The sequence below is a fragment of the Rhodopirellula islandica genome (genome assembly GCF_001027925.1).
In the GTDB taxonomy this organism is placed as follows: Bacteria; Planctomycetota; Planctomycetia; order Pirellulales; family Pirellulaceae; genus Rhodopirellula; species Rhodopirellula islandica.
The window spans coordinates 71,588-96,987 of the sequence record NZ_LECT01000001.1; the positions used below are offsets into that span (position 1 = coordinate 71,588).

Annotated in this window: 13 protein-coding genes and 1 pseudogene; 4 read left to right on the forward strand and 10 right to left on the reverse strand. The window is 57.3% G+C overall.

The window, feature by feature from the left end; genetic code table 11:
• Window positions 1-6: 6 nt before the first annotated feature.
• From RISK_RS00180 to RISK_RS00220, 9 genes and pseudogenes are all read right to left on the reverse strand, one after another.
• Window positions 7-255 (reverse strand): annotated as a pseudogene (locus RISK_RS00180) (hypothetical protein); the annotation flags it as partial.
• Window positions 256-276: 21 nt separating this feature from the next.
• Window positions 277-957: a transposase gene (locus tag RISK_RS00185; RefSeq protein ID WP_047812236.1), complete on the reverse strand. Its 681-nt coding sequence runs from the start codon at window positions 955-957 to the stop codon at window positions 277-279.
• A gap of 279 nt (window positions 958-1,236) precedes the next feature.
• Entirely contained in the window at window positions 1,237-3,204 is a 1,968-nt protein-coding gene (locus tag RISK_RS00190; protein WP_047812237.1) for a hypothetical protein, read from the reverse strand.
• Window positions 3,205-3,211: 7 nt separating this feature from the next.
• On the reverse strand, window positions 3,212-4,489 hold the full coding sequence (locus tag RISK_RS00195; RefSeq protein WP_047812238.1) for a M16 family metallopeptidase: 1,278 nt from the start codon (window positions 4,487-4,489) through the stop codon (window positions 3,212-3,214).
• Window positions 4,486-5,784: a M16 family metallopeptidase gene (locus RISK_RS00200; RefSeq protein ID WP_047812239.1), complete on the reverse strand. Its 1,299-nt coding sequence runs from the start codon at window positions 5,782-5,784 to the stop codon at window positions 4,486-4,488. Before RISK_RS00200 ends, RISK_RS00195 begins: the two co-directional genes overlap by 4 nt.
• A 126-nt stretch (window positions 5,785-5,910) precedes the next feature.
• Entirely contained in the window at window positions 5,911-7,350 is a 1,440-nt protein-coding gene (miaB, locus tag RISK_RS00205; RefSeq protein WP_173442593.1) for a tRNA (N6-isopentenyl adenosine(37)-C2)-methylthiotransferase MiaB, read from the reverse strand.
• A complete protein-coding gene (locus tag RISK_RS00210) occupies window positions 7,347-7,559 on the reverse strand; it encodes a hypothetical protein (RefSeq protein ID WP_047812241.1) in 213 nt (70 codons plus the stop codon). Before RISK_RS00210 ends, miaB begins: the two co-directional genes overlap by 4 nt.
• A gap of 48 nt (window positions 7,560-7,607) precedes the next feature.
• Window positions 7,608-10,529, reverse strand: a complete 2,922-nt coding sequence (locus tag RISK_RS00215; RefSeq protein ID WP_047812242.1) for an MMPL family transporter — start codon at window positions 10,527-10,529, stop codon at window positions 7,608-7,610.
• Window positions 10,529-13,534 carry a secretin N-terminal domain-containing protein gene (locus RISK_RS00220; protein ID WP_083434686.1) on the reverse strand — a complete coding sequence of 1,002 codons (3,006 nt, stop codon included), beginning with the start codon at window positions 13,532-13,534 and terminating at the stop codon, window positions 10,529-10,531. Before RISK_RS00220 ends, RISK_RS00215 begins: the two co-directional genes overlap by 1 nt.
• 550 nt (window positions 13,535-14,084) lie before the next feature.
• On the opposite strand from RISK_RS00220, the gene RISK_RS00225 reads away from it, so the two are divergent.
• From RISK_RS00225 to RISK_RS00235, 3 genes are read left to right on the forward strand one after another with little or no spacing between them, the layout of a single operon-like run.
• Window positions 14,085-15,293, forward strand: a complete 1,209-nt coding sequence (locus RISK_RS00225; RefSeq protein WP_047812301.1) for a TlpA disulfide reductase family protein — start codon at window positions 14,085-14,087, stop codon at window positions 15,291-15,293.
• Window positions 15,290-16,852: a sugar ABC transporter ATP-binding protein gene (locus tag RISK_RS00230; RefSeq protein WP_047812243.1), complete on the forward strand. Its 1,563-nt coding sequence runs from the start codon at window positions 15,290-15,292 to the stop codon at window positions 16,850-16,852. The genes RISK_RS00225 and RISK_RS00230 overlap by 4 nt, the downstream gene beginning before the upstream one ends.
• 8 nt (window positions 16,853-16,860) lie before the next feature.
• On the forward strand, window positions 16,861-18,147 hold the full coding sequence (locus RISK_RS00235; protein WP_047812244.1) for an ABC transporter permease: 1,287 nt from the start codon (window positions 16,861-16,863) through the stop codon (window positions 18,145-18,147).
• A 19-nt stretch (window positions 18,148-18,166) separates the two neighbouring features.
• On the opposite strand, the gene RISK_RS00240 is transcribed toward RISK_RS00235, so the two are convergent.
• Entirely contained in the window at window positions 18,167-19,324 is a 1,158-nt protein-coding gene (locus RISK_RS00240) for a S1C family serine protease (RefSeq protein WP_047812302.1), read from the reverse strand.
• A 589-nt stretch (window positions 19,325-19,913) separates the two neighbouring features.
• Here RISK_RS00240 and RISK_RS00245 point away from each other — a divergent pair.
• Window positions 19,914-25,394, forward strand: coding sequence for a cadherin domain-containing protein (locus RISK_RS00245; protein WP_236695901.1), 5,481 nt, complete (start codon window positions 19,914-19,916; stop codon window positions 25,392-25,394).
• Window positions 25,395-25,400 lie beyond the last annotated feature (6 nt).

The window sequence follows — 25,400 nt, forward strand, 5'->3', positions numbered from 1 at the left end:
CTTGAATCACACGCGGCGGATGAAGTCGGCGGCGTAGCTTCGGACTTCGCCGCCGTTGAGGACGTGGACCATGCGGAGTTGTTGGATCTCTTGGTCGCTGAAGGAGGACATCGGCACGTGAACCAAGTGTTTCTTGAACCGGCGGGCCAAGCGTTTCCATCCGCCGCCGGGCGGCAGGGGGCTCATGATCGCGACGTGTTTGCTGCGTGAATGCATGCAGGCAGCGGCAATCAAGCGTTCTTCCAGTGTCGACGAAGAAAAGGGGACGGGGGTCAATTAGGGGCGTTTCTTTGATCGGGGCCTTCCTCTTGATCGGAGTGTTGACCACAGGTCGTGTTTGTCAGCGAGTTTTTCGACCCATTCGATGTCGCCGAAGGGGCGGCCTCGCTGGACGCTCGTTCGAATCATCCCGATCTCCTTTTCGCTGAGTGCTTGATTGACGCGCTTACTCCAGTTTGCCGTGCGACGGATTGGCCAGGTCGACAAGAGTTTTGGATCTCGGTCGGAATGGTTCGCCCAACGGTGGAATGAACCGTGCTGCCACAGTTCGGCTCGTTTGACCAAATTTGCGCGCACTGGATTGCGTTCCACATATCGGCACACTGTCAGGAAGTGCTCATCGTCTTTGATGGGAAAGCTCTTGAAGCGGGACTGGTACAGATGTCCTTCGCCTGCGGTGCGGTAGTGAGCGTGATAGCGTTGCGTATGCGTGGCGGTGACCCAACGCAGCATCTTTCCCATTTGCCCGTCGCGGTCGGGGCGAATTACGAGATGCCAGTGGTTGGGCATCAAGACGTAGGAGTAGATTTGCACTTCGTAGCGTTCCAGTCCTTGGCCCAACACACGCTCGAAGGCCGCGTAGTCTTCGGGCTTGTGGAAAATCTTTTGCTTGGCATTCCCGCGATTCAATGCATGGTAGATTCCGCCGGCCACATCCAGACGTTTTTGTCGAGGCATCACGCACACCTGTAGGGAAAAAGTGATCCTGGAGTCATTGGTTCAGTGACAGTTTACCAAAAAAGACCCCCGTCCCCTTTTTAGTGTCCGAAGCACCTGCCGCCCCTCCAGGGCTTCCTCATTGTGCGTTGTTGCTCATCCACGGGCTGACGCCCGTGGCGACAGCGTGTCGTCCCGTTGGGACTGGCCCATCCATTTCGGCGATGTTGTCACGCATTCACTGGCTCTTGCCGATGGTGACAACGTGTCGTCTTGCTGGGACTTTGTCTGGAAAAGCGGTCAAGCTTTTCGGATGAAGTCGGCGGCGTAGCTTCGGACCTCGCCGCCGTTGAGGACGTGGACCATGCGGAGTTGTTGGATCTCTTGGTCGCTGAAGGAAGACATTGGCACGTGAACCAGGTGCTTCTTGAACCGGCGGGCCAAGCGTTTCCATCCGCCACCGGGCGGCAAGGGGCTCATGATCGCGACGTGTTTGCTGCGTGAATGCATGCAGGCAGCGGCAATCAAACGTTCTTCCAGTGTCGCGGTGAAATTCAAGCGTCGGTCACGCCAGATGTCGCGAATCGGTACGGGCGGATACAGGAACATCGCACCGCCATAGATCCCCAGTCCAATGCCTGGGCCGACCATCTCTTGCTGGAAGTCACTGGCGAAGAACGCGAGCGTGGATTCCCATTCGTGCTCGGCGAACCAAGTCGTGCGCCAGGGGTAATCTCGCGGGTCGGCCGGGGAGTCGAACAGCATCAGGCAGGCGTCGAGTTGCCCGCGACTGGGCGGCATGACTTTGACGTAGATCTCTTTTTCGTACCAATGTCGAATCGTGTCCCGGATGTCGATTCCGTCTTTGACGCTGGTGGTGAATTTTTCGGTGCGAGCCAAGTCTTGGCCCATGATCGCCTGGGCTCGTTCGCTGACCCGGTTTCTCAGCAGTTCAATGCGTTCGTCTTCGGGTGGGTAGCTGCACTGGGAATAGGGGTTCCAATTGTGTTGCCATTCATGGCGTTCTTTGTCGTTGGGCCGTCGCTGGAGCTGGATCGTTTGCCACGAGATCGGTGGTCCTGGCAAACGATTGACCAGCGACACGACATCTTGATTGGGCAAGCGAGCTTGGTCGATTCCCAGCGTGATCGGTTGATCGGATTCAGGGATCCATTGGTCGGAGTTGGCACCCGGTTCGTCCGCGTAGGCGTACTTGGTCGCGACCTCGGCGACGTGCAACGCGAATTGGTCGCCGAGGACTTGTTTGCAGGCGGTGATGATGGTGACCATGTCCGGCGTCATCCGGCGGTTGATCAACGACAAATTGCGGATGTACTGCAAGCACTTCGAAAGCAGCAACGGCGTGATCTTGCGGGCTCGGTTGCCCAGGTCGTCGAGGTAGCTTTGGCGGCCGGCGATCAACAGTTCTTTGACGCCGTCGATCTGCAAATTTTCGTCGTCTTCCAGTTCGGCTCGCGCACGTTCGTGGAGCGACGTGATGAAAGGCAACTCGCCAAACAAAAACAACAACGTTTTGGGGTTGATCCTGTGCCGGGTCGGCGTGGAGACCTCTTCGTTTTCGATGTCATCGAAGGAGTGGCCGGGGTTGGTTCGGAGTTGTCGGTGAGCGTCTCGAATCCAGGGCCAATGCAGGATGCTGGTGACCAGCAAAATTTGCTCGTAGCTCTTCTCCAGCTCGGTGAGCTGGGCGGCCATGTAATGCATTCGGTCGCGAGTCAGCTCATCGCTCGGCGGAGGAATGCTAGGCAGGATCGCGGCGGCAAACTTTTCAATCGCAACGTGCCGGACCGCATGCGCGTCGGGCATGACGGTCGAGAAAGGCTGGAAGTGATTCGTTTCCAGATCGATGAAGTGCCGCGGGATGTGCTCGCCCATCGCGGCGCGGATTGCCATGATCACGCTTTGGCACGGATCGATCGGCACGTAGCTGCTTGGCAGGGGATCAGCGTCTTCGTCGGCTGACTCGCCGTATTCTTCCGCTGACAATTCAGGGTTGAAGGGCAGCGGCGGTTCGAACGTCGATTGTGATGCGGGGTGTTGCAACACGATCGAAGGACGTGGGAGTTCCAAGACCGCTTCTTCGACCGGTTGTTGGAAGGACGGCGGCAGCGGAACGGCCAGGCAATCGAAGTTGTGTTCGAGCATGAACCGACGGGTCAGCCAGGCGAACTGGCCACTGCCGTGGATGATGGGCAGCAGTGTGACGCGATCGTTCAGGCGTAACAGCTCGGGGACCGTGTCACTCATCTTTTAATCAACCAACCAAATTGGATTGAGGTTCAGCGGAGGAGGCAACGACTTCGGTTGCCGATTGGCCCAGGTAGGTTCGGGCGGCTTCGGCAACGCTTTCGATTGTCACACCACGGTAGGCGTCCAGCAACTCATCGAGCGACAGGTAATCGCCACAGCACAACCAGCGACTGCCCAAGCCAAACAAACGGTTTGATGGGCGTTCAGACTGCATGATGCAGCCGGCGACGGTTTTGTTGATGATTTGATCCAGTTCCGATTGTTCGACGCCGTCACGGGCGACTCGGCCGAGGACTTCGTTCATCAAACGAACGTTGGAATCCATGTCGTCGGCGGCGCAGACCAAGTAGGTGAACAAGGCACCCGTGTCGGTGAACTCTTGCGGCCAAAGGGTGGCGACTTCGGCCCGGCCGGTGTCGATCAAATCCCAAAACAGCCGACTGCCGCCATCATCGCCGACGATGGAAGCCAGCAACCTCATTGCGTAGCGTAATTCGGATTGCATCGAGGGGCCATCGCCCAATGTCACTCGGTAGCTTTGAGCTGCATCGGGGACACTCAAGTGCTGTGTCAGTTCGATGCCTTCGGGGGTGGTGCTGAGGTCATCACCGGCCAAATCCGACGGGGCAGGGCGGTCGAGCCAATGCTGGGTCATCTTTTCGGCTTGAGCGACCAAGCCATCAAAGTCGACGTTGCCGCTGGCGGCCAGCACGATGTTCTCGGGGCGATAACGGCGATTGAAATAGGCTCGCATCGATTCGACTTGCATCGATTCGATGGAGTGAGTTGTGCCGAGAACGCGTCGTCCCAACCCGCGAGGTCCGTAAGCACATTCCATCACTCGTTCGAAGGCACCAAACGGAGGCTGGTCTTCGTACTTGGCGATTTCTTCCAGGATCACGTTTCGTTCGGTCGCGAAATCGTCGGCGTCCAGCGACGGGCTGAGCATGTCGGTCAGCAAGTCGACCATGCGGTCTTGGTACTTGGGCAGCACGGACGAATAGTAAACCGTTTGTTCTTCGGATGTGTAAGCGTTGGATTGACCGCCCAGTTCATCCAGTTCGCGGTTCACATCGGCGGCCGAGCGACGAGCGGTCCCTTTGAACATCATGTGTTCGAGGAAGTGGCTGAGTCCCGATTCGATGTCGGTTTCGTCACGAGCCCCGGCACGCACGAAGTAACCGACCGCGGCGGAGTAACCACGCAGGTCGATGTCGGCGACGATTCGCAACCCATTGGCCAGAGTGGTGGATTTCAGGGTCGTTGATTTGAGTTCGTTCATGCGAGCGGTTCGCCTCCTTGCAGGGCTTCCGGTCCGACGGTCACGATTCGGAATTGACGCGGACCGTGTTGGCGAAAATAGGATGCGACTTGGTCGAGGGTGATGGATTCGATTTTGGCTTCGAGTTCCTCGGTCGGGATGACACGTCCGAGTTGATATTGGTCGGATGCGAGTGAGCTGGCTCGCGAACCGGCGGATTCTTGTTCCATGATCAGTCCGCTTTCGATGCGAACTTTCCAACGCGAGAGTTCTTCTTGTTCGAGGTCGTCGGCCAAGTTCTGGATTTCGCGAAGGCTGACGTCGAGCGTTTCTTGGGCTCGTGCGGGCGTGGTGCCAGCGTAACCGAACACGGCACCGTGCTGACCGATGGTGTGGGTGCTGGCCCAGACGCTGTAGCACAGCCCACGTTGTTCGCGAACGCGGTCAAACAAGCGGCTGCTCATGCCATCGCTGAGGATTCCAATTCCCGCTCGCATGACGAAGTAGTCATCGCTGCCATACGGGATCGAATCGAATGAAAATCCGATGTGCGTTTGGCTGCTGGGCAGTTCGATGTGTTCATTGCCATCGATCGGGGCAGGGGAGGGCAGGGCAGGGCGTTTGCCTGACTTCCAATCGCCCAAGGATTGCTCGATGGAGTCAAAGATTTCATTGGCGTCAAAGTTGCCTGCGACAGCCATCACGCTGCCGCCGGCGTGATATTGATCGGTGTAGAACTGGCGGACGTCGTCCATACTGAGCGATTCGAGGCTCGCCTCGCTGGCGTACCCGCCTCGCCCGAGATGCGGGCCGTATTGTCGCTCGCGAAGACGACGCATCAGACGCTGGGTGGGTTCGTCTTGGAAAGCCGCGAGTTCTTGACCCAGGATCAGTTTGGCGTCCTCGAATTGCTTGCCGGGCAGGTGCGGACGCCGAACGACATCGGCGAGCAACTCAATGGCGGGGAGCAACGATTCGGCCGGCATGCGTGCGGAGTACCCCGCGACGCTGGTCGCGGCGGAGTTGCCACTGTCGATGCCCAGGTTGTCTTCCGCGGCAACCAGTTCACGGCTGTTGTAGGCACCTGCACCACGCTGGACCATTTCACAGGTCAGCGAGGCCAGTCCATCGCGACGCGCAAGGAACTCAGTGTCGGCCAGTTGGGCTTCGCTCAAGCCATGCAACTCGGTCGTGATCCCAGCGGGCAACCACAGCGTGTACGCGGCGGTTCGCAACCAAGGCATCGGTTGCACGACGACAGTCAGGCCGTTGTCGAGCGTTCGAGTTTGAATCGGGGGAGATTGAGTGCTGAGCAAGGGAGTGGCTGAGGGCTGAGGGCGAGTTGGAATCAATTGGTAGCGAAAGTCGTCAAGACTTTCGACGAATCATCGTGCAACTCGAAACTCTTGACGAGTTTCGTTACGTGGGTTGCGAGCTAGGAGCTAGGAGCTAGGAGCTAGGCCAGGCATTCCGAGCGAGACGACTTCCACTGTTTTGACGCGGCCGATCAGCGTGTGGCAGCTGACATCATCGATTTGAATGTCCATCAATTGACCGGCTTGGCGTCGGTTGCCATCAAAGACCACGATCCGGTCACAAATGGTTCGCCCGGTCATCTGAACGATTGGCGCATCCAAATCGGATTTGTCAGCTTTCTTGCTTGGTCCTTCGACCAGAACTTCGACGGTGTCACCGATCAGTTTTTGGTTGTCCTCTTTCGAGATTCGATCTTGGACGGCCAGCAATTCGTTGTTGCGTGCCGCTTTGACTTCACGAGGCACATCGTCGATCAGGTTGGCGGCGGCTTTGGTGCCTTCGCGAACGCTGTACTGAAAGATGAAGCTGTTCTTGAAGCGGCAGCGCTCGATCAGTTGCACGGACTTTTGGAAGTCCTCGTCGGTTTCTCCGCAGAAGCCAACGATGAAGTCACTGCTGACCGAGGCTTCGGGCAAGATCGTTTCGATGCGTTCGAACATCTCCATGTAGTCGGCGATCGTGTAGCCGCGTTTCATGCGTTTGAGAACCGAATCGCTGCCGCTTTGGGCTGGCACGTGCAGGTACGGCGAGACCTTTGGCAGATCGCGAATCGTTTCCAGCAACCGGGCGGTCATGTCCTTGGGGTAGTTGGTCACGAATTTGATGCGTTTCAAACTCTCGATTTCGTGCAGTTGTTCCAGGAGTCCTGCCATGTCCGTTTCGCCGTCCGGTCCGCGGTGGCGGTAGCTGTTGACGGTTTGGCCGAGCAGTGTGATTTCGAGGGCACCCTGGTCGGCGAGCACGCGAGCTTCGGAGACAATTTCCTCGGGTGACCGGCCTTGTTCGGGACCGCGGGTGTTGGGGACGACGCAGTAGGTGCAGAACTTGTCGCAGCCGATCTGGATTCGCAGGTAGGCTTGGAAGGGCGTCGGACGCATGGTTGGATCCCGCAAAGGATCGAACGTTTCGTGACTGCGGGCGACGACGGTTTGCTTGCCATCTTTGCGGCCCAGCGAAACGGCCATCTGCCGTCCTTCGCCGCTGGTGACTTTCGTCAGCATTTCGGGAATCGCGTGCAGTTGTCCGGGGCCGACGACCATGTCGACGAAAGGGGCACGGCGAAAGATCGTCTCTTGGTCTTTCTGAGCCATGCAGCCCATCACGCCGATGGTCTTTTCGGGATGGCGGGCTTTGGTGTCTTTGAGTTTGCCGAGGGCGCTGTACGTTTTCTCTTCGGCCTGCTCGCGAATGCTGCAGGTGTTGTAGAGCAGCAGGTCGGCTTCGCCAGGTGTATCGACGACGGTGTAGCCGTGGCGTTTCAAATCGGCGATCACCATTTCGCTGTCCAGAACATTCATCTGGCAGCCAACGGTCTTGATGTAAACAGTTTTAGTCATGGAGATCACTCCGGTTCGTCTTCGGAAGGTTTTTTGCTGGCTTCGAGAGCGGCCTTTTGGGCCTCTTGGGTGCGGTTGACATGATCCCGCAAAAGTTCGGTCAGATGGGCTTGGCGTCGGTTCATAGCACTGACGACAATCCAGGCGGCAACCGCCGCTCCGGCGACCCACAGCCAGTTGATATTGGTCAGAAAAGTTTGTCCCCACAGCGCAATCATCGTTCCAGGATAACGCCCCGGGGCGGTTTCTCGGAAGGCGAGCCTTTTTCAATCGGTTGCAGACCCGTTTGACCTTTGAAAACGTTGGGAAGACGATGATTTTCGCCATCGGTCATGAAGCACGACAAAGCTGGGCACGAGCACGGTTCGCACATAAAGGGTGTCCAGCAGGACACCGAGTCCGAGTGCGAAACCGAGTTCGGTGATCCCTCGCAGTGTGGTCGGCTGGCTGGCGATTGGGGCGCCCAGTGAGGCGGCCGGGTCACTGCTCAGGGAAGCCAGGCTGTGGGTGATCCAGGGCCACCAGGATGACGCCGTCATGCTGATGAACGTGGCCGCCATCACCAAGCCGCAGGCGGTGATGATTCCACCGGTTCGAGCCACCGCGCGGCGGACCGCGGCGAGTGAACCGAGTTTGCGTTTCTCTTCCAGGATCCGAGTGACCAAATAAACGTTGTAGTCCTGCCCCACGGCCACCAGGATCACGAACAGGAAGATTGGCAGTTTCCAGTCCAACCCGGGAAATGTTGGTCCGTGCAAAAATCGAAAGAACAGGTACGTCAGTCCGAGCGTGGTGTAGTAGCTGAGCAAAACCGTGCCGATCAGATAGATCGACAATGCCACTCGGCGAATCACCAGAACCAAGACTGCGAATACCGCGGCGATCACCGCGAGCTTGATTCGGAACGTGTCCGAAAGCGTGACTTCGCGGAGGTCCACGATGGACGGGGTCGTGCCTGCATAATACGCGTCGATCTTGAGTCCAGCTTGATCGAACGCGGCGGTCTGCTCCGCGATGGTGTCTTCGATCTGTTTGAGATCGTTGCCAGCGGATTCACTGAACGGGTCCTCGTGGATGATCACATCCAGACGGATCAACCGATCGGCGTACTCCGGCATGGACGACACAAAGTGAAGCTGAGTCAAACGATGGTTTTGAAGTGCTCGACGTCGCCACGCTTCACTGCTGAGCAAACTCATTTCACGATCCGGTGGGAAGTCACCCAACGGGTCGTTGCGGTGCCGAACGGCGGAGACACCTTCGGTTTGATAGAGAGCCTGCGTGATGGTTTGCAGGGTTTCTTTCTGCTGTGCTTCCGGCATGGGTTTTTCAGACAGCATCAGCACGGAGATCGGTGCGAGTTGCCCGATGCCAAATTCACGATCGAGCACTCGCATGCCTTGTCGGGTGCTCGCCGAAGCAGGCAACTGGCCGCTGATGTCGTAGGTGACGGTGCGTTCGTTTTGGAAACCAACCCAAGCCGGCGGCAGCAGCAATGCCAGACCGATCAAGAGCGTCACCATCGGTCGACGTGTGAGTTGGATCGCCATCCAGTTCCACAACCAGTCGCCGGGCGAGCTCTCTTTGTCGTTGACGCTGCGATTGCCGATCAATTGAATCCGCGGTTCCCGACTGACGTGACCCGCTGATGTGGGCCAAAAGACCTTGGGGCCCAGCAGGCTCAAGCAGGCAGGCGTCAGCGTCATGCAAACCAGCAACCCAATCGACAAACACACGGCGATGATCGGACCGGTGTGATGGAACTTCCCGAAGTCGGCAAACCAGAGCATGCCCAAGCCAACGATCGTTGTCATTGCGCTGCCGATGAGGGCACCGCTGACCTGCGTGAGTGCCTTTCGGCAGGCGACGGGCCAGGGCGATTGAGCGGCTTCCTCTCGCAAACGAGCGATCAAGAACAGGCAATAGTCCGTGCCGGCACCAAACAGGATCACGACCACAAAGATGCGGCTGGTCGTGTAGATCTGCACGTCCAGCCCGGGCACCCAGCCGGCTTGCGAGACTTGCGTCAGAAACGTGACCGCGGCGGTCGACACCATCACCGCGACGGCGATCGAAAACAGTGGCACCGCGACCAACAACGGGGCTCGGTACACGATGGCCAGCAGCAACAGAATCATCACCACCGTGAACCACTCGGTGTACTGAATCGCGGACCGAGCGGCGGAAAGCGTTTGCCCGCCGATCGCGGCCGAGCCAGTGACAAGCAGTTCAGGCGATCCAGATTTGGCTCGTTCTTCGTCGGTCAAGTAAGCGTGGCTGTAGGCGATCGTTTGATCCACGATCTCTTGCAGTTGTTCCAACAATTCGATGTTGCCGGTGGCCGCCAGTTCGCTGGATAGAGTCAGCACCGCCAATCGGGCGCGTGGGGTTTTGAGCTGCGAACCGAGCGTGCGGTCTTCCCAGCTGTAGATGTCCAGCAGCGGTTCCCAGTCCTTCAGCGGCCGCTTGGAAATCGGCAGCACTGACATCGGCAGGTCCGAGTCCAGAACCAAGGCGGCTTCGAGGTCTTCGGCGACACGAGCCGTGTTTTCGGAGATTGAACTGGTTTCATCCTCCGGTTGGTCCGGTTTCGTCTTGGGGGTGGAGCCGGGAGGATTCGGTGCAACCGATGGTTCGTTTGCCATTTGCAACCCGAGCAGGTTGCCTCGATCCCAGTAGGCGATGGCCAGTCGTGGTTCGTAGGGAGTCGGTGAGGTTTCGGGAACGCGATCACCGAGTGATTCGTAGAACTGCGAATCGATTTCGATCGCTTGATCAAGAGCCTGAGTGGCGACGTTCCACCACCGTTCGGCAGTTTTCTCTTCGCCGTTTTCGTGAAGCTGCAGGGCGCGTTGCCAGGCGACTTCGCCCAGGCGGTGATACAGACGGCGAATCAGGTCCAGTCCGATCAGGCGATCGGTCTTGGTCAGGTCTTGGTCGGCACGTGAAAGGGTGACCACCATTTGGCTGCGAGCGCGCGTGCCCAGGAAGGCTGCGTCAAGCAATTGCCCTCCCGCGACGCTGGTCTGGGTTGCGGGGAGGTATTCAAAGTCGCCGTCGAGCGCGACTTGTTTCCAGGAAGGTGAAAACGTCTTGCAGAAAATGGCAACGACGACCCAGCCCAAAACGATCCAATGAGCATGTGCGATGACCTGTCGAGAGAATCGTTGGGTGGCGCTGGTTTTCATTAATCGCGAGAGGGACGGCGACGCGGGGAGTCATTGTTGTCGCGCCGACGATCATTGGAATCGCGATCCCTGGAAGGACGCGTTTCCGATGCAACTCCCAAAGCTGCCAGGGCTTGCTGGACGGCTTCGGCCGAGACACCTCCGCTGAGATTGATGATCTCAACGTCGCCTCCCGGTTTCGCGGCAACGTCCAACTTGTCGACCATCTCGGCGATCAAGTCAAGCAGCGACTCACCTTCGGCGCTGATCAGCAAGGTGTTGCCGATCTCATCGACCCCCATGGAAAGCTTGCCATTGAAGGAGAAATCCTGGCCTCCGCCGTCTTTCCCGCTCTCGCTGTCTTCCAGGCCCGACCCGCTTTCACGATTGCTGGCGTTTTGTGCGCCCCCCCGTTTGCCGCCACCGCCACCTTGGAAGGCTTTGTCGTTGCTGCTGAGCAAATCGCGGTACGCGTCCTTGACCGTGTCGGCAATTTTTGAGGCGCTGCCGTACTGGATGTGAATCAGTTTCGTGAATCGAACTTTGCGAGGGTTGACCGGTTCCGGGACGTCCCACAACCGAATCAACTCTTCAATGGTTTGCAGTTGCTGACCAGTGGCGCCAGTGACGATCAAGGTTCCCGTGTCAGAGTTGGGAACAAACTTGAGTTTCCCCGACGCGCCCAATCCCGTCGGGCCTTTCTTGTCTGATTCGTTGTCATTGAAGAAGTAGCGATAGAAGCGATCGGCATCGTCGTCCTTGTCCTCGTCATCTTCGGCGAAGTAGTCTTCCAAATCGAGAGCCACAAAGGACACGGACGCATAGCGAATGCGGAACACATGGTAGGGCCGACGTGGTGGAGTGACCTGAAGCATCAGTTCCTCCAGTCGATCCAGTGCTTCGGTGTCGTCACTGCGGAGGATCAAATTGCCGGCTGGGTCCAGTTTGATTTCAATCTTGGGTTTGGATGAGGCGGGTTTGGTAGCAACGGTGGTTGTCGTTGCGGGCGGGGCGATTGTCCCAGGCGATGCTTCTTCGGGCTGCGTGTCATTCGTTGGGGTGTCATCCGAAACCGCATTGACCCAAGTCAATTTTTCGGTGGCTGGGTTGAGCTGCGTGAGTTCTGTTTCAGGTGGCAGGATGACAGCGGGAGCCTCTTCGGCTTCAGCTTCTGATTGATCGTCTTTGTCTTCGGACTCTCCGTCCGCTTCGCGTTCATCACCAATCACTTCGATCGGATCCTTGAATTCTTCGGCATCCGGCAGCACCAATTCAGTTCCTGAAAGTTGTTGCCAGCGTGTTTGCAAGCGTTGCAGGTACTCCAGTGTTTCGGGGGTCGCCGACGCTTCGATGACTCGCATCGTTCGTTCGCTGCCGCCGGGAGGTGGAAGTTCACCGAGTTTGATCAGCAGTGACCGGACCTCTTCCATTTCTGTTTCGTTGGCCCACAGCAAGACTTGGCGGTAGGCGACATTGGCTGTGACTCGGAACTTGTCCTTTTCTTTTTCTTTGTCATCATTGTTGCCGCCCCAGCCGTAGTAGCTGTACCGCGATCGTGAATTGTCGTCTTCGTCTGCAAGTTCTTGACCCATCAAGAATGCGATGGATTCAGCAACTTCAGCGGCACCGAGGCGTCGCAGTTGCAAAACTTCCAATCGCCGTTTGCCGCCATCGAGTCGTTCAATCAATGACTTGATGATGAAGCGGTCCGCAGCGGAGCCCGAAACGATGACCGCTGCGTTTTCTTTGTCGACTCGGATTCGTGTGGTGGGTTCGAGCACGTTCATTTCCTGAGCGATTTCGATCAGTTTTTCAGGATCCAGCGAAACCAATCGAAAGACATCGACCCGCGAGGTTGCATCGGTCAGACTGCGAAGCGATCCGCCGGGGACGTCGATGCGTTTGATGAATTCAGCGGCGATGGCCACTCGGTCGAGCGGGGCGCGAACGAGCACGGAGTTCTGTCGTGTGTTGGCGACGATGGAGATTTCAGCATCACCTTTTGCTTCGCCACCTTTGTTGCCCTGCTGCTGTTGCATCTGTTGCATTCGCTGCATCATCTGCATTTGTTGCTGCGACATCGGGGCGGATTCTTTCTTCTCCACGCCGAGGAATTGTTCGAGCATGCTCTTGGCTTCTTCGGCAGGGATGTGCCGCAGACGGAATTCCGGTGCCAACGCGTCTCGACTGGCCGCGTCCCGTTCTTCGGCGAGCAAGTGAGCGACTTGTCGCAGGTTCACTGCAACGTCCATCACCTCAATGCGATTGGTCGTTGCCAGCGGGATGATTTTGCCAGCGCTACTGAGCATGGCTTTGAGTTCTTCGGAAAGCTTTTCAGCTGACAGCCAACCGGCATCGAGCATGGTGCGAACGTAGCGGTGGTCTTCAAGTTGATCCAGTTCGCTGACTTCCACTCGCCGAACCATGCCAGGATTGACGGCGTCGGTTTTGACAATCGCAATGCCACCTTCCAGGTCCAGCATCGTGTAGCCGCGGGCGAGCAGGTGACGGTTGATCAAATCCGCCGTTTCGGCAACGGTCAAGCGATCGGGGCTGATCAAGTTGACCGTGTCGCCAGGGAGTTCTTGCCAGTCGATGGGTTGCTCGGAGATGTCGGATAGCCAACGCACCAAGTCGACCCAGCCTTGATTGCGGAATCGAAATCCAACTCTGCCATCGTCACCCACGGTCGCCTTGAGTTCGTTGGGGTCCGATGACTTGGCGTCGATGCTGTCACGACGAATGACTTTGGGGGCGGCTGATTCGGGCGGTTTGCCTTCACCGTCTTGGCCCTCTTTCTTCTCCCCGTCTTTGCCGCCTGGTTTGGCACCCGGAGGTGGGGCGCCGGGCGGTCGTCCGCCCGGACTTGGTTGAGGGCCACCCGTGACGATTGTTTTTCCGTCAGCGGTTCGGATCACCGTGGGGCCTTGGGCGAGCAAGGACGACGACAGAAACAGCACCAGGAGAACGCCGGTGGCGGGACGGAGAATCCTCCGGGAAGGTCCCCGACAACCGGTGAATCCCATCGGGCAATGAGGGCGTGGATACAGCACAAGTGCGATCGCTTTTGAGGGATGAGGGGAGGAGGGGCGACGTCAGGCTGCAATGAAGGCGGATGAATCACCCAAGTGGCCATTATGGACGAACCCCTCTGGCAATACAATGAAAACACCCCGGTCGGGCCAAAAGCGACTGCGAGATTCGGGGAAAATTCATCGTTGCCTCGTGGGGGTATGTCGATTGCAGTGGAAATCGCCGACAATGGGCCTCTCTCGAAATTTCAATCTGCTCGTTGATTTGTCGGGGCGATTTCGAACTGGAGTCGTTTCAAAATTGGGCAACGCAGTGTCGCTGTATTCGCTGCGATGAACATTTCGAGGTTTGGTTCACTACAGTATGCGTATTGCACTCCACCGGATGGTTCCGAATGCAGTGATCCCGCGAGAGATTGCTGCGGAGGCCGCTTTGAATCGAACGAAGTGACTGGCTTTCGACCACTGAATGTTGTTGGCCTTCACGTTGAGCACTGATCGTTTGATTCCCTTCCTTCACCAAATGAACACAAAGTTGTTTCCAATGACTCGTTTTTTAACGCTCCCCGTCTCATGGACACGTAAGGCTCTGTTGGGCGCTGCCTGTGGAGCTGCTTTCTTGGCCGGTGGCGTTGCGGCTCAAGCCGAACCAACGTTGACCATTGGATCGAAAGCACCTGCACTCGACATTGAGCATTACATTCACGAAGAACTGGGCAAATTCGGTCCGGTCACCAAATTTGAAGAAGGAAAGATTTACGTCGTCGAGTTTTGGGCGACGTGGTGTGGGCCTTGCATCCAAAGCATGCCTCACTTGGTTGAGTTGCAAGAACGTTACCGCGATCAGGGCGTTCAAATCGTCAGCATCTCCGACGAAGACCTGGAAACCGTCGAAGGCATTTTGGAGCGTGACTACCCCGGCAAGGAAGGCGTCACGTTTGCTGAGCTGACTTCGGCGTACACGTTGACCGTCGATCCCGATGGTTCGTCCACGGACGACTACATGCGTGCCGCGAATCAAAACGGGATTCCTGCTGCCTTTTTGGTTGGCAAGACCGGTGTGATTGAGTGGATCGGCCACCCCATGAGCATCGACGAGCCCTTGGAACAAGTCATCGAAGGCACTTGGGACCGGGAAGCGTTCAAAGAGCAAATGGCTCGCCAGGAACGCTTGGAAGAAGCGATGCAAAAGGTCAATCGTTTGGCCGGAGAAGGAAACTTCGACGACGCGATCAAAGTCATCGACAAAGTGCTCGAAGAGTTCGAGGGTGCCGACGACGAGATGAGCCAATCGGTTCGTCAGCAACTGACCCAGTTCAAATACGGTTTGCGTTTGGATTCCGGTGACCTTTCCGAAGACGTGATGACGTACTTCCGCGGGCAACTGAAAGAAGCCAAGGGCAACCCACAGGCCATGGCGCAGTTCTCCTACGGGTTGATGTCATCGATCCAGCAGGGAGCTGAGGTTGGCAAATTGGCCGATGAAACGTTGGTTGCACTGAACGCTGAAATTGAAGGTGCGGACCCGCAAATCCAACCCTTGATGCATGTTCTGGTCGCCCAGATGAACGCATCGTTGGAGCGATTCGACGCGGCGATGGAAGCCCAAAAGAAAGCCATCGAGAAATCCGAAGGCCGTCAGAAGGAACGCATGGAAGGCATGCTCGAAGAACTCCAAGAGCTTGCCGGCCAGGGTGCCACCGCTGAAGAACCAGCGGAAGAGAAAGAAGACTCGCCGGAAGAAGGTGAGTGAGTCAGGATCTGGCGGGCAGTCCCGATCAACCGTCTCGTTTACGGTTGTCGGGGATCAGTAAACGGTTTGGCTCCACCCAAGCTCTGTCGAACGTGTCGATGGAAGTGGCGGGGGGACAAGCCGTTGCGGTGATTGGTGAAAATGGTGCCGGCAAGAGTACCTTGATGAAGGTGCTGGCCGGGATCCTTCCGCCGGATCAAGGGCAGATTGAACTGGACGATCAAGTGCTCGCTTGGTCCGGTCCCCGCGACGCCATTGAAGCTGGCATCGCGTTGATACATCAAGAGTTGAATCTGCATGACAATCTGAGTGTTGCCGAGAATCTGTTTCTCGGCCGCGAGCCCTCTCGGTTTGGTTTGCTTGACCGAGCAAAACTGCGCCGAACCGCGTCGCTTTGGCTGGAGCGTGTTGGGTTGTCGGTGTCCCCGGATGCCCCCGTGGGACCGCTTCCGATTGCTTCGAAGCAGTTGATCGAAATCGCGCGAGCTTTGTCGACCAATGCTCGCGTCGTCATCATGGATGAACCCACCAGCAGCCTCAGTGAAGAGGAATCGTTGCGGTTGTTCGAATTGATCGAGCGTCTGCGGGAAGAAGGGGTTGCGATTCTGTACATCTCGCATCGCTTGCACGAGATCATCCGCTTGGCGGATCGAGTCGAGGTGCTGCGTGATGGGGAACACGTTGAAACGCTGGCGAAGCAAGACATCACGCAAGACGCGATGGTTCGTGCGATGGTGGGGCGTGATCTCACACGACGCGCTCACGGGGCCACGAAAGAATGTCTTGAGCCGCGGCTGACGGTCTCTGGATTGAAGATCGGTTCGAGCGCGGCACCGCCCGTCGATCTCCAGGTTTTTGGCGGCGAGGTAGTCGCCTTGGTGGGGTTGGTCGGAGCTGGACGGACCGAGATTGTGGAAACCATCTTTGGCGTTCGCGAACGATTTGGCGGAGAGATCTTGGTGGATTCGCAACCGCTCCGAGGTGGCGTGGATGATGCGATCGCGGCTGGGTTAGCACTGGTGCCGGAAGACCGAAAGCGAACCGGGCTGTTGCTTCAGTCCAGTGTTGGAGACAACGCAACCATCGTCTGGATGTCGCAGGAAGGTGTGTTTCGCAGCCGAAAGGCGGAACGGGCGACAGCGGCGGAGTTGATCGATCGGTTGCGGGTGAAGACAGCTTCGCAAGAAATTGAAATCGCATCCTTGTCCGGTGGAAACCAGCAAAAAGTGGCTTTGGCGAAGTGGTTGGCAGGCGATGTGAAGGTCTTGATGCTCGACGAGCCAACACGAGGCGTCGACATTGGCGCAAAATCTGAGATCTACGAAGTGATCGATCAGTTGGCGAGCCAAGGGATGGGCGTGTTGGTGGTCAGCAGTGAGATGGAAGAGGTGTTCGCGATTGCCGATCGAGTGATGGTCATCTCCGATGGTTGCGTCGCGGGAGAATTGACTCGATCGGAACTGACCGAGGAGGCCATCATGCGTCTCGCAGTGGCGAAGGGGGAACCCGCCTCAGGTACCGATTCGCCCGCTCGTTCCAGTCAGCCAGCTCAAGGTTAAAAGTTAGAATGCGTGGCAAAAATTTTGGCATCTTCGCGTTGCTGATCGCGATTGTGGTCGTCGCAACTTGGTTGGAAGGCAACTTTGTTGCCGCTGCCAATTTGAAGACGCTGATCCGTGACACCAGTTTGTACGGGTTGATCTCGATTGGTGTGGCGATGGTGATCATCACCGGCGGCATCGATCTGTCGATTGGATCGTTGATCGCTCTGTGCGGGGTGATGATGGTTCAGGTCATCGACGTACGCTATGAACGATACGATTCGGTCGGGAGCATCGTGGAGATCGAGCGACCGGAGGATGGTGACACGCGTCTTCGCATGGATGCGGTCATGGATCCGATCCGCGCCGGCGACCGAATGGTTTACGCGGGTGCGTTCAGCGAGTCGCAGGTTTACCTGACGGGCGAAGTCACCCAAGACGGCAACGTGTGGTTGACGACTGGGAACCCGGTGCGTTCCTTGCAGCCCGGAACCGCGGTGTCGATGGAGCGGATCCGCTACACCAATCCATTGCTGGCGTGTGGACTGGTGTTGCTGGCGGGTGCGTTGATCGGCGCCTTGCACGGGTTGCTTGTGACTCGGGCTCACCTGCAACCGTTTGTGGTGACGCTCTGCGGTTTGTTGGTCTATCGCGGCTTGGCCCGCGTTTGGACCGGCGACGATCAAGTCGGATTGGGCAGCGCGTTGGCCGATTTCAAAGCGACGGTGACAGGCAACGTGTTCGAATTCCCGCTGCCGTTGGTCGCGAAGTTATCAGGGGCATCGGAGTCGTGGTCCGAGTGGACTTGGATCGCATTCCCGTTCACGGGAGTGCTTTTGATTTTGGTCGCGTTTGTGGCCTGGGTGTTTCTGGAACACAGTGTCGCCGGTCGCCATCTCTTGGCCGTCGGCGAAAATGAAGAGGCGGCCCGCTTCAGTGGCATTCGCACCGAGCGTTTGATCGTGATGGCGTATGTGGTCAGCGGGTTGCTGGCGGCACTCGCGGGGATCCTGTTTCTGTTGGAGTGGAACTCGGTGCAACCCGGTTCGAGCGGCAATTTCTACGAGCTTTACGCCATCGCCGCCGCGGTGCTGGGCGGGTGTTCGCTGCGTGGTGGTCGCGGCGCCGTGTTCGGCGTGATCGCAGGTGCGGCGGTGATGCGCTGCCTCTACAAAGCCATTGTGGTCTTGGGCATTGAGCAGCAGTGGGAGATGGTGATCATCGGCGGAGCGCTGCTAGCCAGCGTGCTGTTCGATGAGATTTGGCGACGTTACCAGTTGTGGAAGTCGGCCAAGTCGGTGGCCACGAGCTAGGTCGCAGTCAGCCTGCTGATCAAGGTTGGAACGTCAGCGTGACTTCCGTGCGATAGCGTTTGCCATCGCGGAGGATGACCATCGAGATCGGACGTTGATCAGGTTGTGCCATGCCAGCCAAAGCCACCAAGTGATCGTCGTCTTCCACGTTGATGGAATCAAACTGCAGGATGATGTCGCCACGTTGCAGGTGTGCCAATTCGGCTGGTGAACCGGGACGGATGTCCTTCACCCGAGCCCCGCCCAGCTTGATTTCTTCTTGCGAACCCAACCGTGACTCGAAGTCGGGAGTGATCTTCATCGAGGCGTAGATCCCCGACGCCGGCGACAGATCCGCTGCGGCGAAGTTGGGGTCCAGCGTGACACCGAGGTACCCGCGGCGAAGGCGACCGTGAACGATCAATTCCTGGGCCACACGAGCGGCCATGTTGATCGGGATGGCGAATCCAATTCCCTCGCTGCCTCCACTGCTGCTGGCGATGGCGGTGTTCAGTGCAATCACTTCCCCGCGAAGGTTCAGCAAGGGGCCGCCGCTGTTGCCTGGGTTGATGGCCGCATCGGTTTGGAAGAAATCCTGCAGGTCGATTCGCTCTTCGCCGAGCGACAAATCACGGCGTCCTTTGGCACTCAGGATTCCGAAGGTGACCGAGTGGCTGAGTCCGAAGGGGCTGCCGATCGCAATCACGAAGTCACCAATTTGAACTTGGTCGCTGTTGGCCAATCGAGCCGCCGGTGGCATCTTGGCAAACGAGCTGGTCCCGCGACGGATGGAATCTCGTTCGGCCGATTCGATCCCCGCGATGGAGGGCGACAGTTTCATGACCGCGACATCGGTGTTGGGATCCATTAAGATCTTTTCGGGCACCCAACGCCGGCCATCACTGGTTCGCATCACGATTTGATCGGCGGCAGCCCCTTTGATGACGTGACGATTGGTCAACACCCAAGATTCCCCAGCAACGTCGAGAACGACACCGCTGCCAGCTTCATCAAACGATTCAGCGGTCGCTCCGCTGCCCTGAGTCTTGTGGGCCTCGATGTGGATCACGCTGGGTTTGACCAAGTGACTGACCCGGCGGACCAGGTTGCCTAACCGGTCAAAGTGCTCCACTTCTTCGGACAACTCGTCGAACAAGCGATCCCGTGCCACGTCGACTTGGTCGGACGTTGGCAGCATGGCTCCGGAGCGAGGTCCTTCCAGGCGTGAGCCACTGCCGATGACATTTCGTTCGGGGGCACCGTCTTGGGCTGAAGCCAGCGGGCTATGGTGAACTCCAGACAACAAGGCCAGCAACATCAGCGTTGCGGTTCGAGCGGTTGTTCTGAAGGAGAAACTCATCGGAATTCCGTCGGCGATCGGAAGGGGGGTGCCGTGAATCAAGGCACGACTGCATTCGTCACGTTGGAGATGGATCACGTTGGCGAACGTCCGGACGCGGAATGGGAACGATGAGGAACGGGGGTGCCCCGGACGCCAGCCAACCAAGTCGGCGGTTGGAGAGCGGGGCGATTCTACGCATCGTCCAACTCGCCGGACCAGCTTTCGTTTGCTGAAACGCTGAGGCATAACTGCCAGAAACCGACCAATCCGAACTCGATTTCGTTCCCGTTTGCTCATTTCGAAGGGCTAATGGGAGCGAATATTCCGGTCTTTTGGGTTAACGGGGTGTTCTATGTTGTTTGATGGGGGGCGTACATTTATTCTGAGGAGCATTATCCAATCCCTTGATTAGGGGATTCATCGCACGTGAACGGCTGGTCTCATCATGAAACGCACCACTTGGAAAGCTCGACCTTCTCTGTCCCGCACCGAAGCGAAGAAAGCTCGCACACGCTCGGAAAGTCAGAAACGTTCCAGGCGGCGACGCAGCCGCATGGAGACGCTGGAGAGCCGTCATCTGTTGGCGGCGATCAGTGGCGAAGTGTTTTTGGATCTCAATCAAGACAGCATGCAACAGGCCACCGAAGACGGTGCTGCCGACGTGCGTGTTTACTTGGATGAGAACGTCAATGGACTCATGGATGAAGGCGAAGAGTCAGTCCTGACGGACTCCGCGGGGATCTTCTCGTTCTCGCAGTTGCCAGCGGGGGAATACCACGTTCGGGTGTTGCCGGGACAAGGCTTGGTTCAAACCGCCCCGCAAGCTTCGTTTGGTTTGTTGGAAACCGTGACGGATGAATCCGGAGTGAATGTTCGCGCGTCGCAAGCGTTCCAGTTTGGAACGAACGAGGTCGACAACAAACGTGTGGTGGAGTTGCTCGGGCAGCCCATCGTCAGTCGGCTCGATGGCATCACGCGAATCAATGACGGTGATTTGCTGGCGGTGGACACTCGTGCCAACGAAGTGTTTCGGATCAACCCCAGCAACGGTGAGATCACTCGCTTGGGCACCACCAACGTCGACATCGTTGGCGGGGTGGCTTACGACGCCGTGACGGACAGTGTCTACACATTGGTGAGAGGTGGTGGCGACAATTCGTTGCGTCGTCTGGCGCAGCTGGATGTGAACACGGCCAAAGCGACTTTGATTGGTGGGGGACGTTCGGGGTTGGCATCGGTCTCGGACATCACGTTCGATCCTGTCAATCGAAGGTTGATTGGTTTCGACGACACGGACAATGAGTTCTTTGCATTTGACCTGTTTGGAAACGGCCAAACGCTGTCCTATTCGTCGCGAAGCGTGGACACGTTCACGATGAGTTTGGCTGGTTCGGATCTCACGGCAGGGCTGCCGGCGGACAGCACCTACGTGACCATGTTTGACGCTGATGACACCGATTTGGTGTCGACCATTTTGGTGGATGTCGACACGGGGGAGGTGACTGATTCGTTTTTCGTCAGTCAACCGATCAAGCCGGTGGCGCTGACACGTCCGACGACGGGCAACAACTCTCAGTATGTGGAAGTGACAGAATTCCAAACCGTTGCCGGTTTGGAATTTGGAATCTCACAGGACGTGATCGGATTCCGAGTTCGTCCGAGCAACCCGGAATCAGGTGTGGGAGCCTTGGGCCAAGAAGGGCTGACGGTGGTCGGCGGTGCCATTGGTCCTGATGTGGTGGAAGTCACCTTGAACCGACGTCCGGAGGCTGACGTCGTTTTCAATCTGGGTGTCTCGGCGCCCGGCGGAAGCAATCCCGGTGTGACCCTGGAAACCAACCAGCTCGTCTTCACGCCGGACGATTGGGACCAAGTCCGCCGTGTGTTGGTGTCACCGGACGCTGACAATCCCGTCAACGTGATCACCAACATCGATCTTGAGATTTCGGTGGATCGTGACCTGTCGGATCCCGCGTGGGGCGATCTGCCGCTGAAGAGTGTGGGGGTCCGTGTGTTGCCGCCAGTGTTGTCGGTGGATTTGAATCAGCCGGTGATCAATGAATTGATGATCGACGCTGGCTTCACCGCAGACTTCAGCAACCTCAGTGATCAGTACATCGAACTGCGAGGCACACCGAACGAGCGATTGGCCAACGGGACGTATTTTGTTGCGATTTCAGAAGACAGCTCCAACGAAGGATCGGTTGAAACCATCATCGACCTGTCGGGACAAACCTTTGGGGCCAATGGTTTCCTGGTTCTGCTGCAGGAAGGCAACACTTACGAAGCCGCGTTTGGTTCGCGAGTTCTGGAAAGCGATCAGTCCGGTTTCTTGGGGTTGCCCGACGGGATTTATTCGGATGAGTCCAACAACGGTTCCTTGTTTCGGACCTTTGACAACCGCGGCTACTTCTTGATTCAAACCGATGTCCCACCAGCGTTGGGGGATGACATTGACACCGATGACGACCAACGAGCGGACGAAGGTGGTTTGTTGTCGACTTGGCACGTGATGGATGCCGTCTCGATCCAAGACTATATCTTTGGTGATAACTTCGCTTACGCACCGATTCTGTTTGCGGAGAACATCAGTTCGACCTCACGCAGTTACGTGTTGCCACCAGGCGGAACGGTGGTGGAAGCCGATGGGTACGGTTACGTCGGTCGACTCGGGGATTCCATCGGGTCTTCGCCGGAAGATTGGGTTTTCGGAACACCGGTTGATGCCGCCGATGGATCAGCGGTGGATTTTGAAACTGGCGGCAAGCATGAGCTGCTGGCATCGTCGGTTTCGCAGCCTGCGCTTGCGGACCGGTTGCTCAACCACATTGGAGAAAGCAACTTCGTTGGCGGTGTTCGCGGGCAGATTTTGTTGGCACCTTCCGCGGGCGCCATCGCCAACGGGGCCCCGGCGGATTTGCGGTTGCCCGGTCAGGGGATCACCGTCTTTGCTGACACCAACGACAATGACCGCTTGGACGATTTGACATTTGTCGTGGAACCCGATGATGTGGTCCCACCGTTTGATCCGCTGGACCCCACGGTCCAGGATCTGACGTATGTGCTGACCAACGAGTATCCAGGTGTCACGATCACCAGCACGAGTGGGAGCCTTTTCTCGAACACGCCTGTGTTGGCAGAACGCCAGTACTTGAGCGGTCGGATCAGTGGCAACCGCGTCTTCAGTGACGGTGGTTTCCAGCAGTTCACAACCTACAACCGCTTGCGGTTTGATTTCTATCGCCCCGTCAAATCCGTGTCCATCGATGCGCTCGGCAGTGCCTTCACGTCACTGGTTTCTTACGGACGTCTGGACGCCTACAACGCCGACGGTGATTTGATCGCCACCGCTGTCAGTGGCGTGTTGGTCAACGGTCGCCGCGAAACGGTGAGCTTGTCGGTGCCCTTTGATGAGATTGTTCGTGTCGAAGCCTATTCGGACACCACGATCACCGGTGGGACAACGTTTGGTGCCTTTGATCGATTGACCTACGTGCAAAGCGAAGCGTCCACGGAAACCGATCAAGACGGCATCTATGAATTGCGATCGTTGTTTGAGGGCAACTATGACTTGCAGGTTCAAACGGGCACGGGGGCGACCGCCCTGCTCGGCACCGCCGAACATCCTTTCACCGTGTCACGCTTTGAGAACTATGTCTTTGAAGATGTGTTCCGCGTCAACACGCTTCCGAAAACCTCTGACCAAGTGATCTTGGTCGACGAGAATTTGCCGGTTGGAACGGAGATCATTGTTCAGCAAGCCGATGATGCGGATCAGCCGGTCGATGGTGGCGTGCCGCTGCTGTACGAAATCATCGGTGGGAATTCAGCCGGGCTGGTGGTCGATTCAGGAACGGGGAACTTGACCGTGACCGGCGACGCCGATTTAGATTTTGAGACGGAACCGAATCGAATCATCTCAATGCGAATCACCGATGCCGCGGGTGCGAAAACAACCAATCGCATCACGATTTCGCTGCGGGATATCAACGAGGCGCCGGTCGTGCAGGACACGCCTTTGGTGGTCACCGAAGACGTGCCGGCAGGTTCTGCAATTGGACGGATCCAAGCGTTTGATCCCGACATCGCCTACAACCAACAGTTGTCCTTTGAGTTGGTCGGTGGCGAAGCTCAGGATGATTTCAGCGTTGACCCGGTGACCGGGGTGGTGACGTTGTTGAATGCCGGCAGCTTGGATTTCGAAAACAACACACAGCGAACGTTGTTGGTTCGTGTCAGCGATGACGCAGCGATTCCAGCAGAGAATGTCGTCGAACAGTTGATCTTGGTTCTCAACGAGAACGATCGGCCGACGATTTCACAAACGCAGTTCACGTTGCCGGAAGCCGCGACCGGAGAACTGTTCCGGTTGGAAGTCAGCGATCCCGACGAAGGCCAGACGCATCACTTCGAAGTTGTTGGCGGAAGCGCGGCCAACTTCCTGCGTGTCACACAAGAAGGTGCGGTGCGGTTGTTGCCAGGTGCTGAATTGGACTATGAGTCGTTCCCAAATATGACGTTGAGACTTCGTGTCAGCGACAACGGCAGTCCACCCTTGGCGGAAACGGTGAACATTCAGATCTCCTTGTTGGATGTGAATGAATCACCGAGGTTGCAGCCCACGGTGGTGCAGTTCAATGAAGGCAGCATTCCTTCGGCCGATCAAATCTTGACGTTGGTGGATCCGGAGCAACGTCCTCAAGATCACAGCATTGAATGGCTGGATGGGCCTTCGAACTCATTGTTTGAATTTGTGGCTGGAACCGGCGCAGATGCGGGAACAGGAACGTTGCAAATCGCCTCTGGCGTGGAATTGGATTACGAGGATCAAGCGGTTCATTCGTTGAGTTTCCGAATCACGGACACGGTGGATAGCTCCGTCCTTCCCGTCACCGCAACCTTGCTGGTGGAAGTGCTCAACCAGAACGAAAGTCCCAGCATCACCACCGAGCGTGTGGTTGTTTCGGAAGTGCCCTATCCCAACGGTGCTCCCAGTTCGAGTGAGGCGTGGGTGATTGTCGGCCGGATTGGTGTGACGGATCCCGATGGGGATGTGGTCACGGCTCAATTGGTTGGCGGCACCGGTTTTGGGAACTTCGATTTGGATCCCAATTCGCGTTTGCTTCGCGTTCGTCCCAACGCGGTCTTTGACGCGGATGTACCGGGGGCCCCTCCGTTGACATTGGTGGTTCGTGCGGACGACGGCACAACGTCGACGGACCGTACCCTCACGGTCCAGGTCAACAATGTCAACGAGCCACCCGTGTTTGACATGTCGCTCGCCAATGCGACGTTCCAAGACCGAGCGTTGGTCAGTGGCCAGTACCTGGAAATGCAATTGCCCGATAACATGGTCAGCGATCCGGAAGGCGGCAACTTCTCGATCCGCATCTTCGGTGAATCAGGCACGTTGCCAAGCTGGATGAAATACGACATCGAAACGCAGACGTTGACGGGGACTCCGGGGCCTTTGGATACCGGTGTTTATCAGTTGACGGCTCGTGCATTGGAATTCGGCCCTCGCCCATTGGCGACGGATGTTGAATTCACTTACACGGTTGCGATGGGGACCACACCGTTTCAAAACGGCCGCAACCGTTATGATGTCGATTCCAACCAATCCGTTGCACCGCTGGATGCACTGCGAATCATCAACCACTTGCAAGCCAACGGTCCCGGACCGATGGATGTCGGCAGTCTGGAGTCATTCCCAGGGTTCCTGGATGTTTCCGGCAATGGGGAAGTGACTTCGCTCGATGCGCTGCTCGTGATCAACGAGATCAATCGCATGGCCAACGAAGCCGCTCAGGCTGTCGCGGGGGCTGAACCCATCGCAGTCGAGACTTCCGTCGATGATTTCTTGCGTCGGGAAGACGCGGTGGACGAGGTGTTGGCAGCGGAACTGAATGCACCGACACTGTTTTAATGGAAG

Bases quoted from the DNA above. Each gene is read 5' to 3' on its own strand.
- RISK_RS00185 (WP_047812236.1), bottom strand. From the start codon at position 957: ATGCCTCGACAAAAACGTCTGGATGTGGCCGGCGGAATCTACCATGCA.
- RISK_RS00190 (WP_047812237.1), bottom strand. From the start codon at position 3,204: ATGAGTGACACGGTCCCCGAGCTGTTACGCCTGAACGATCGCGTCACA.
- RISK_RS00195 (WP_047812238.1), bottom strand. From the start codon at position 4,489: ATGAACGAACTCAAATCAACGACCCTGAAATCCACCACTCTGGCCAAT.
- RISK_RS00210 (WP_047812241.1), bottom strand. From the start codon at position 7,559: ATGATTGCGCTGTGGGGACAAACTTTTCTGACCAATATCAACTGGCTG.
- RISK_RS00215 (WP_047812242.1), bottom strand. From the start codon at position 10,529: ATGAAAACCAGCGCCACCCAACGATTCTCTCGACAGGTCATCGCACAT.
- RISK_RS00220 (WP_083434686.1), bottom strand. From the start codon at position 13,534: ATGGGATTCACCGGTTGTCGGGGACCTTCCCGGAGGATTCTCCGTCCC.
- RISK_RS00225 (WP_047812301.1), top strand. From the start codon at position 14,085: ATGACTCGTTTTTTAACGCTCCCCGTCTCATGGACACGTAAGGCTCTG.
- RISK_RS00235 (WP_047812244.1), top strand. From the start codon at position 16,861: ATGCGTGGCAAAAATTTTGGCATCTTCGCGTTGCTGATCGCGATTGTG.
- RISK_RS00240 (WP_047812302.1), bottom strand. From the start codon at position 19,324: ATGCTGCCAACGTCCGACCAAGTCGACGTGGCACGGGATCGCTTGTTC.
- RISK_RS00245 (WP_236695901.1), top strand. From the start codon at position 19,914: ATGAAACGCACCACTTGGAAAGCTCGACCTTCTCTGTCCCGCACCGAA.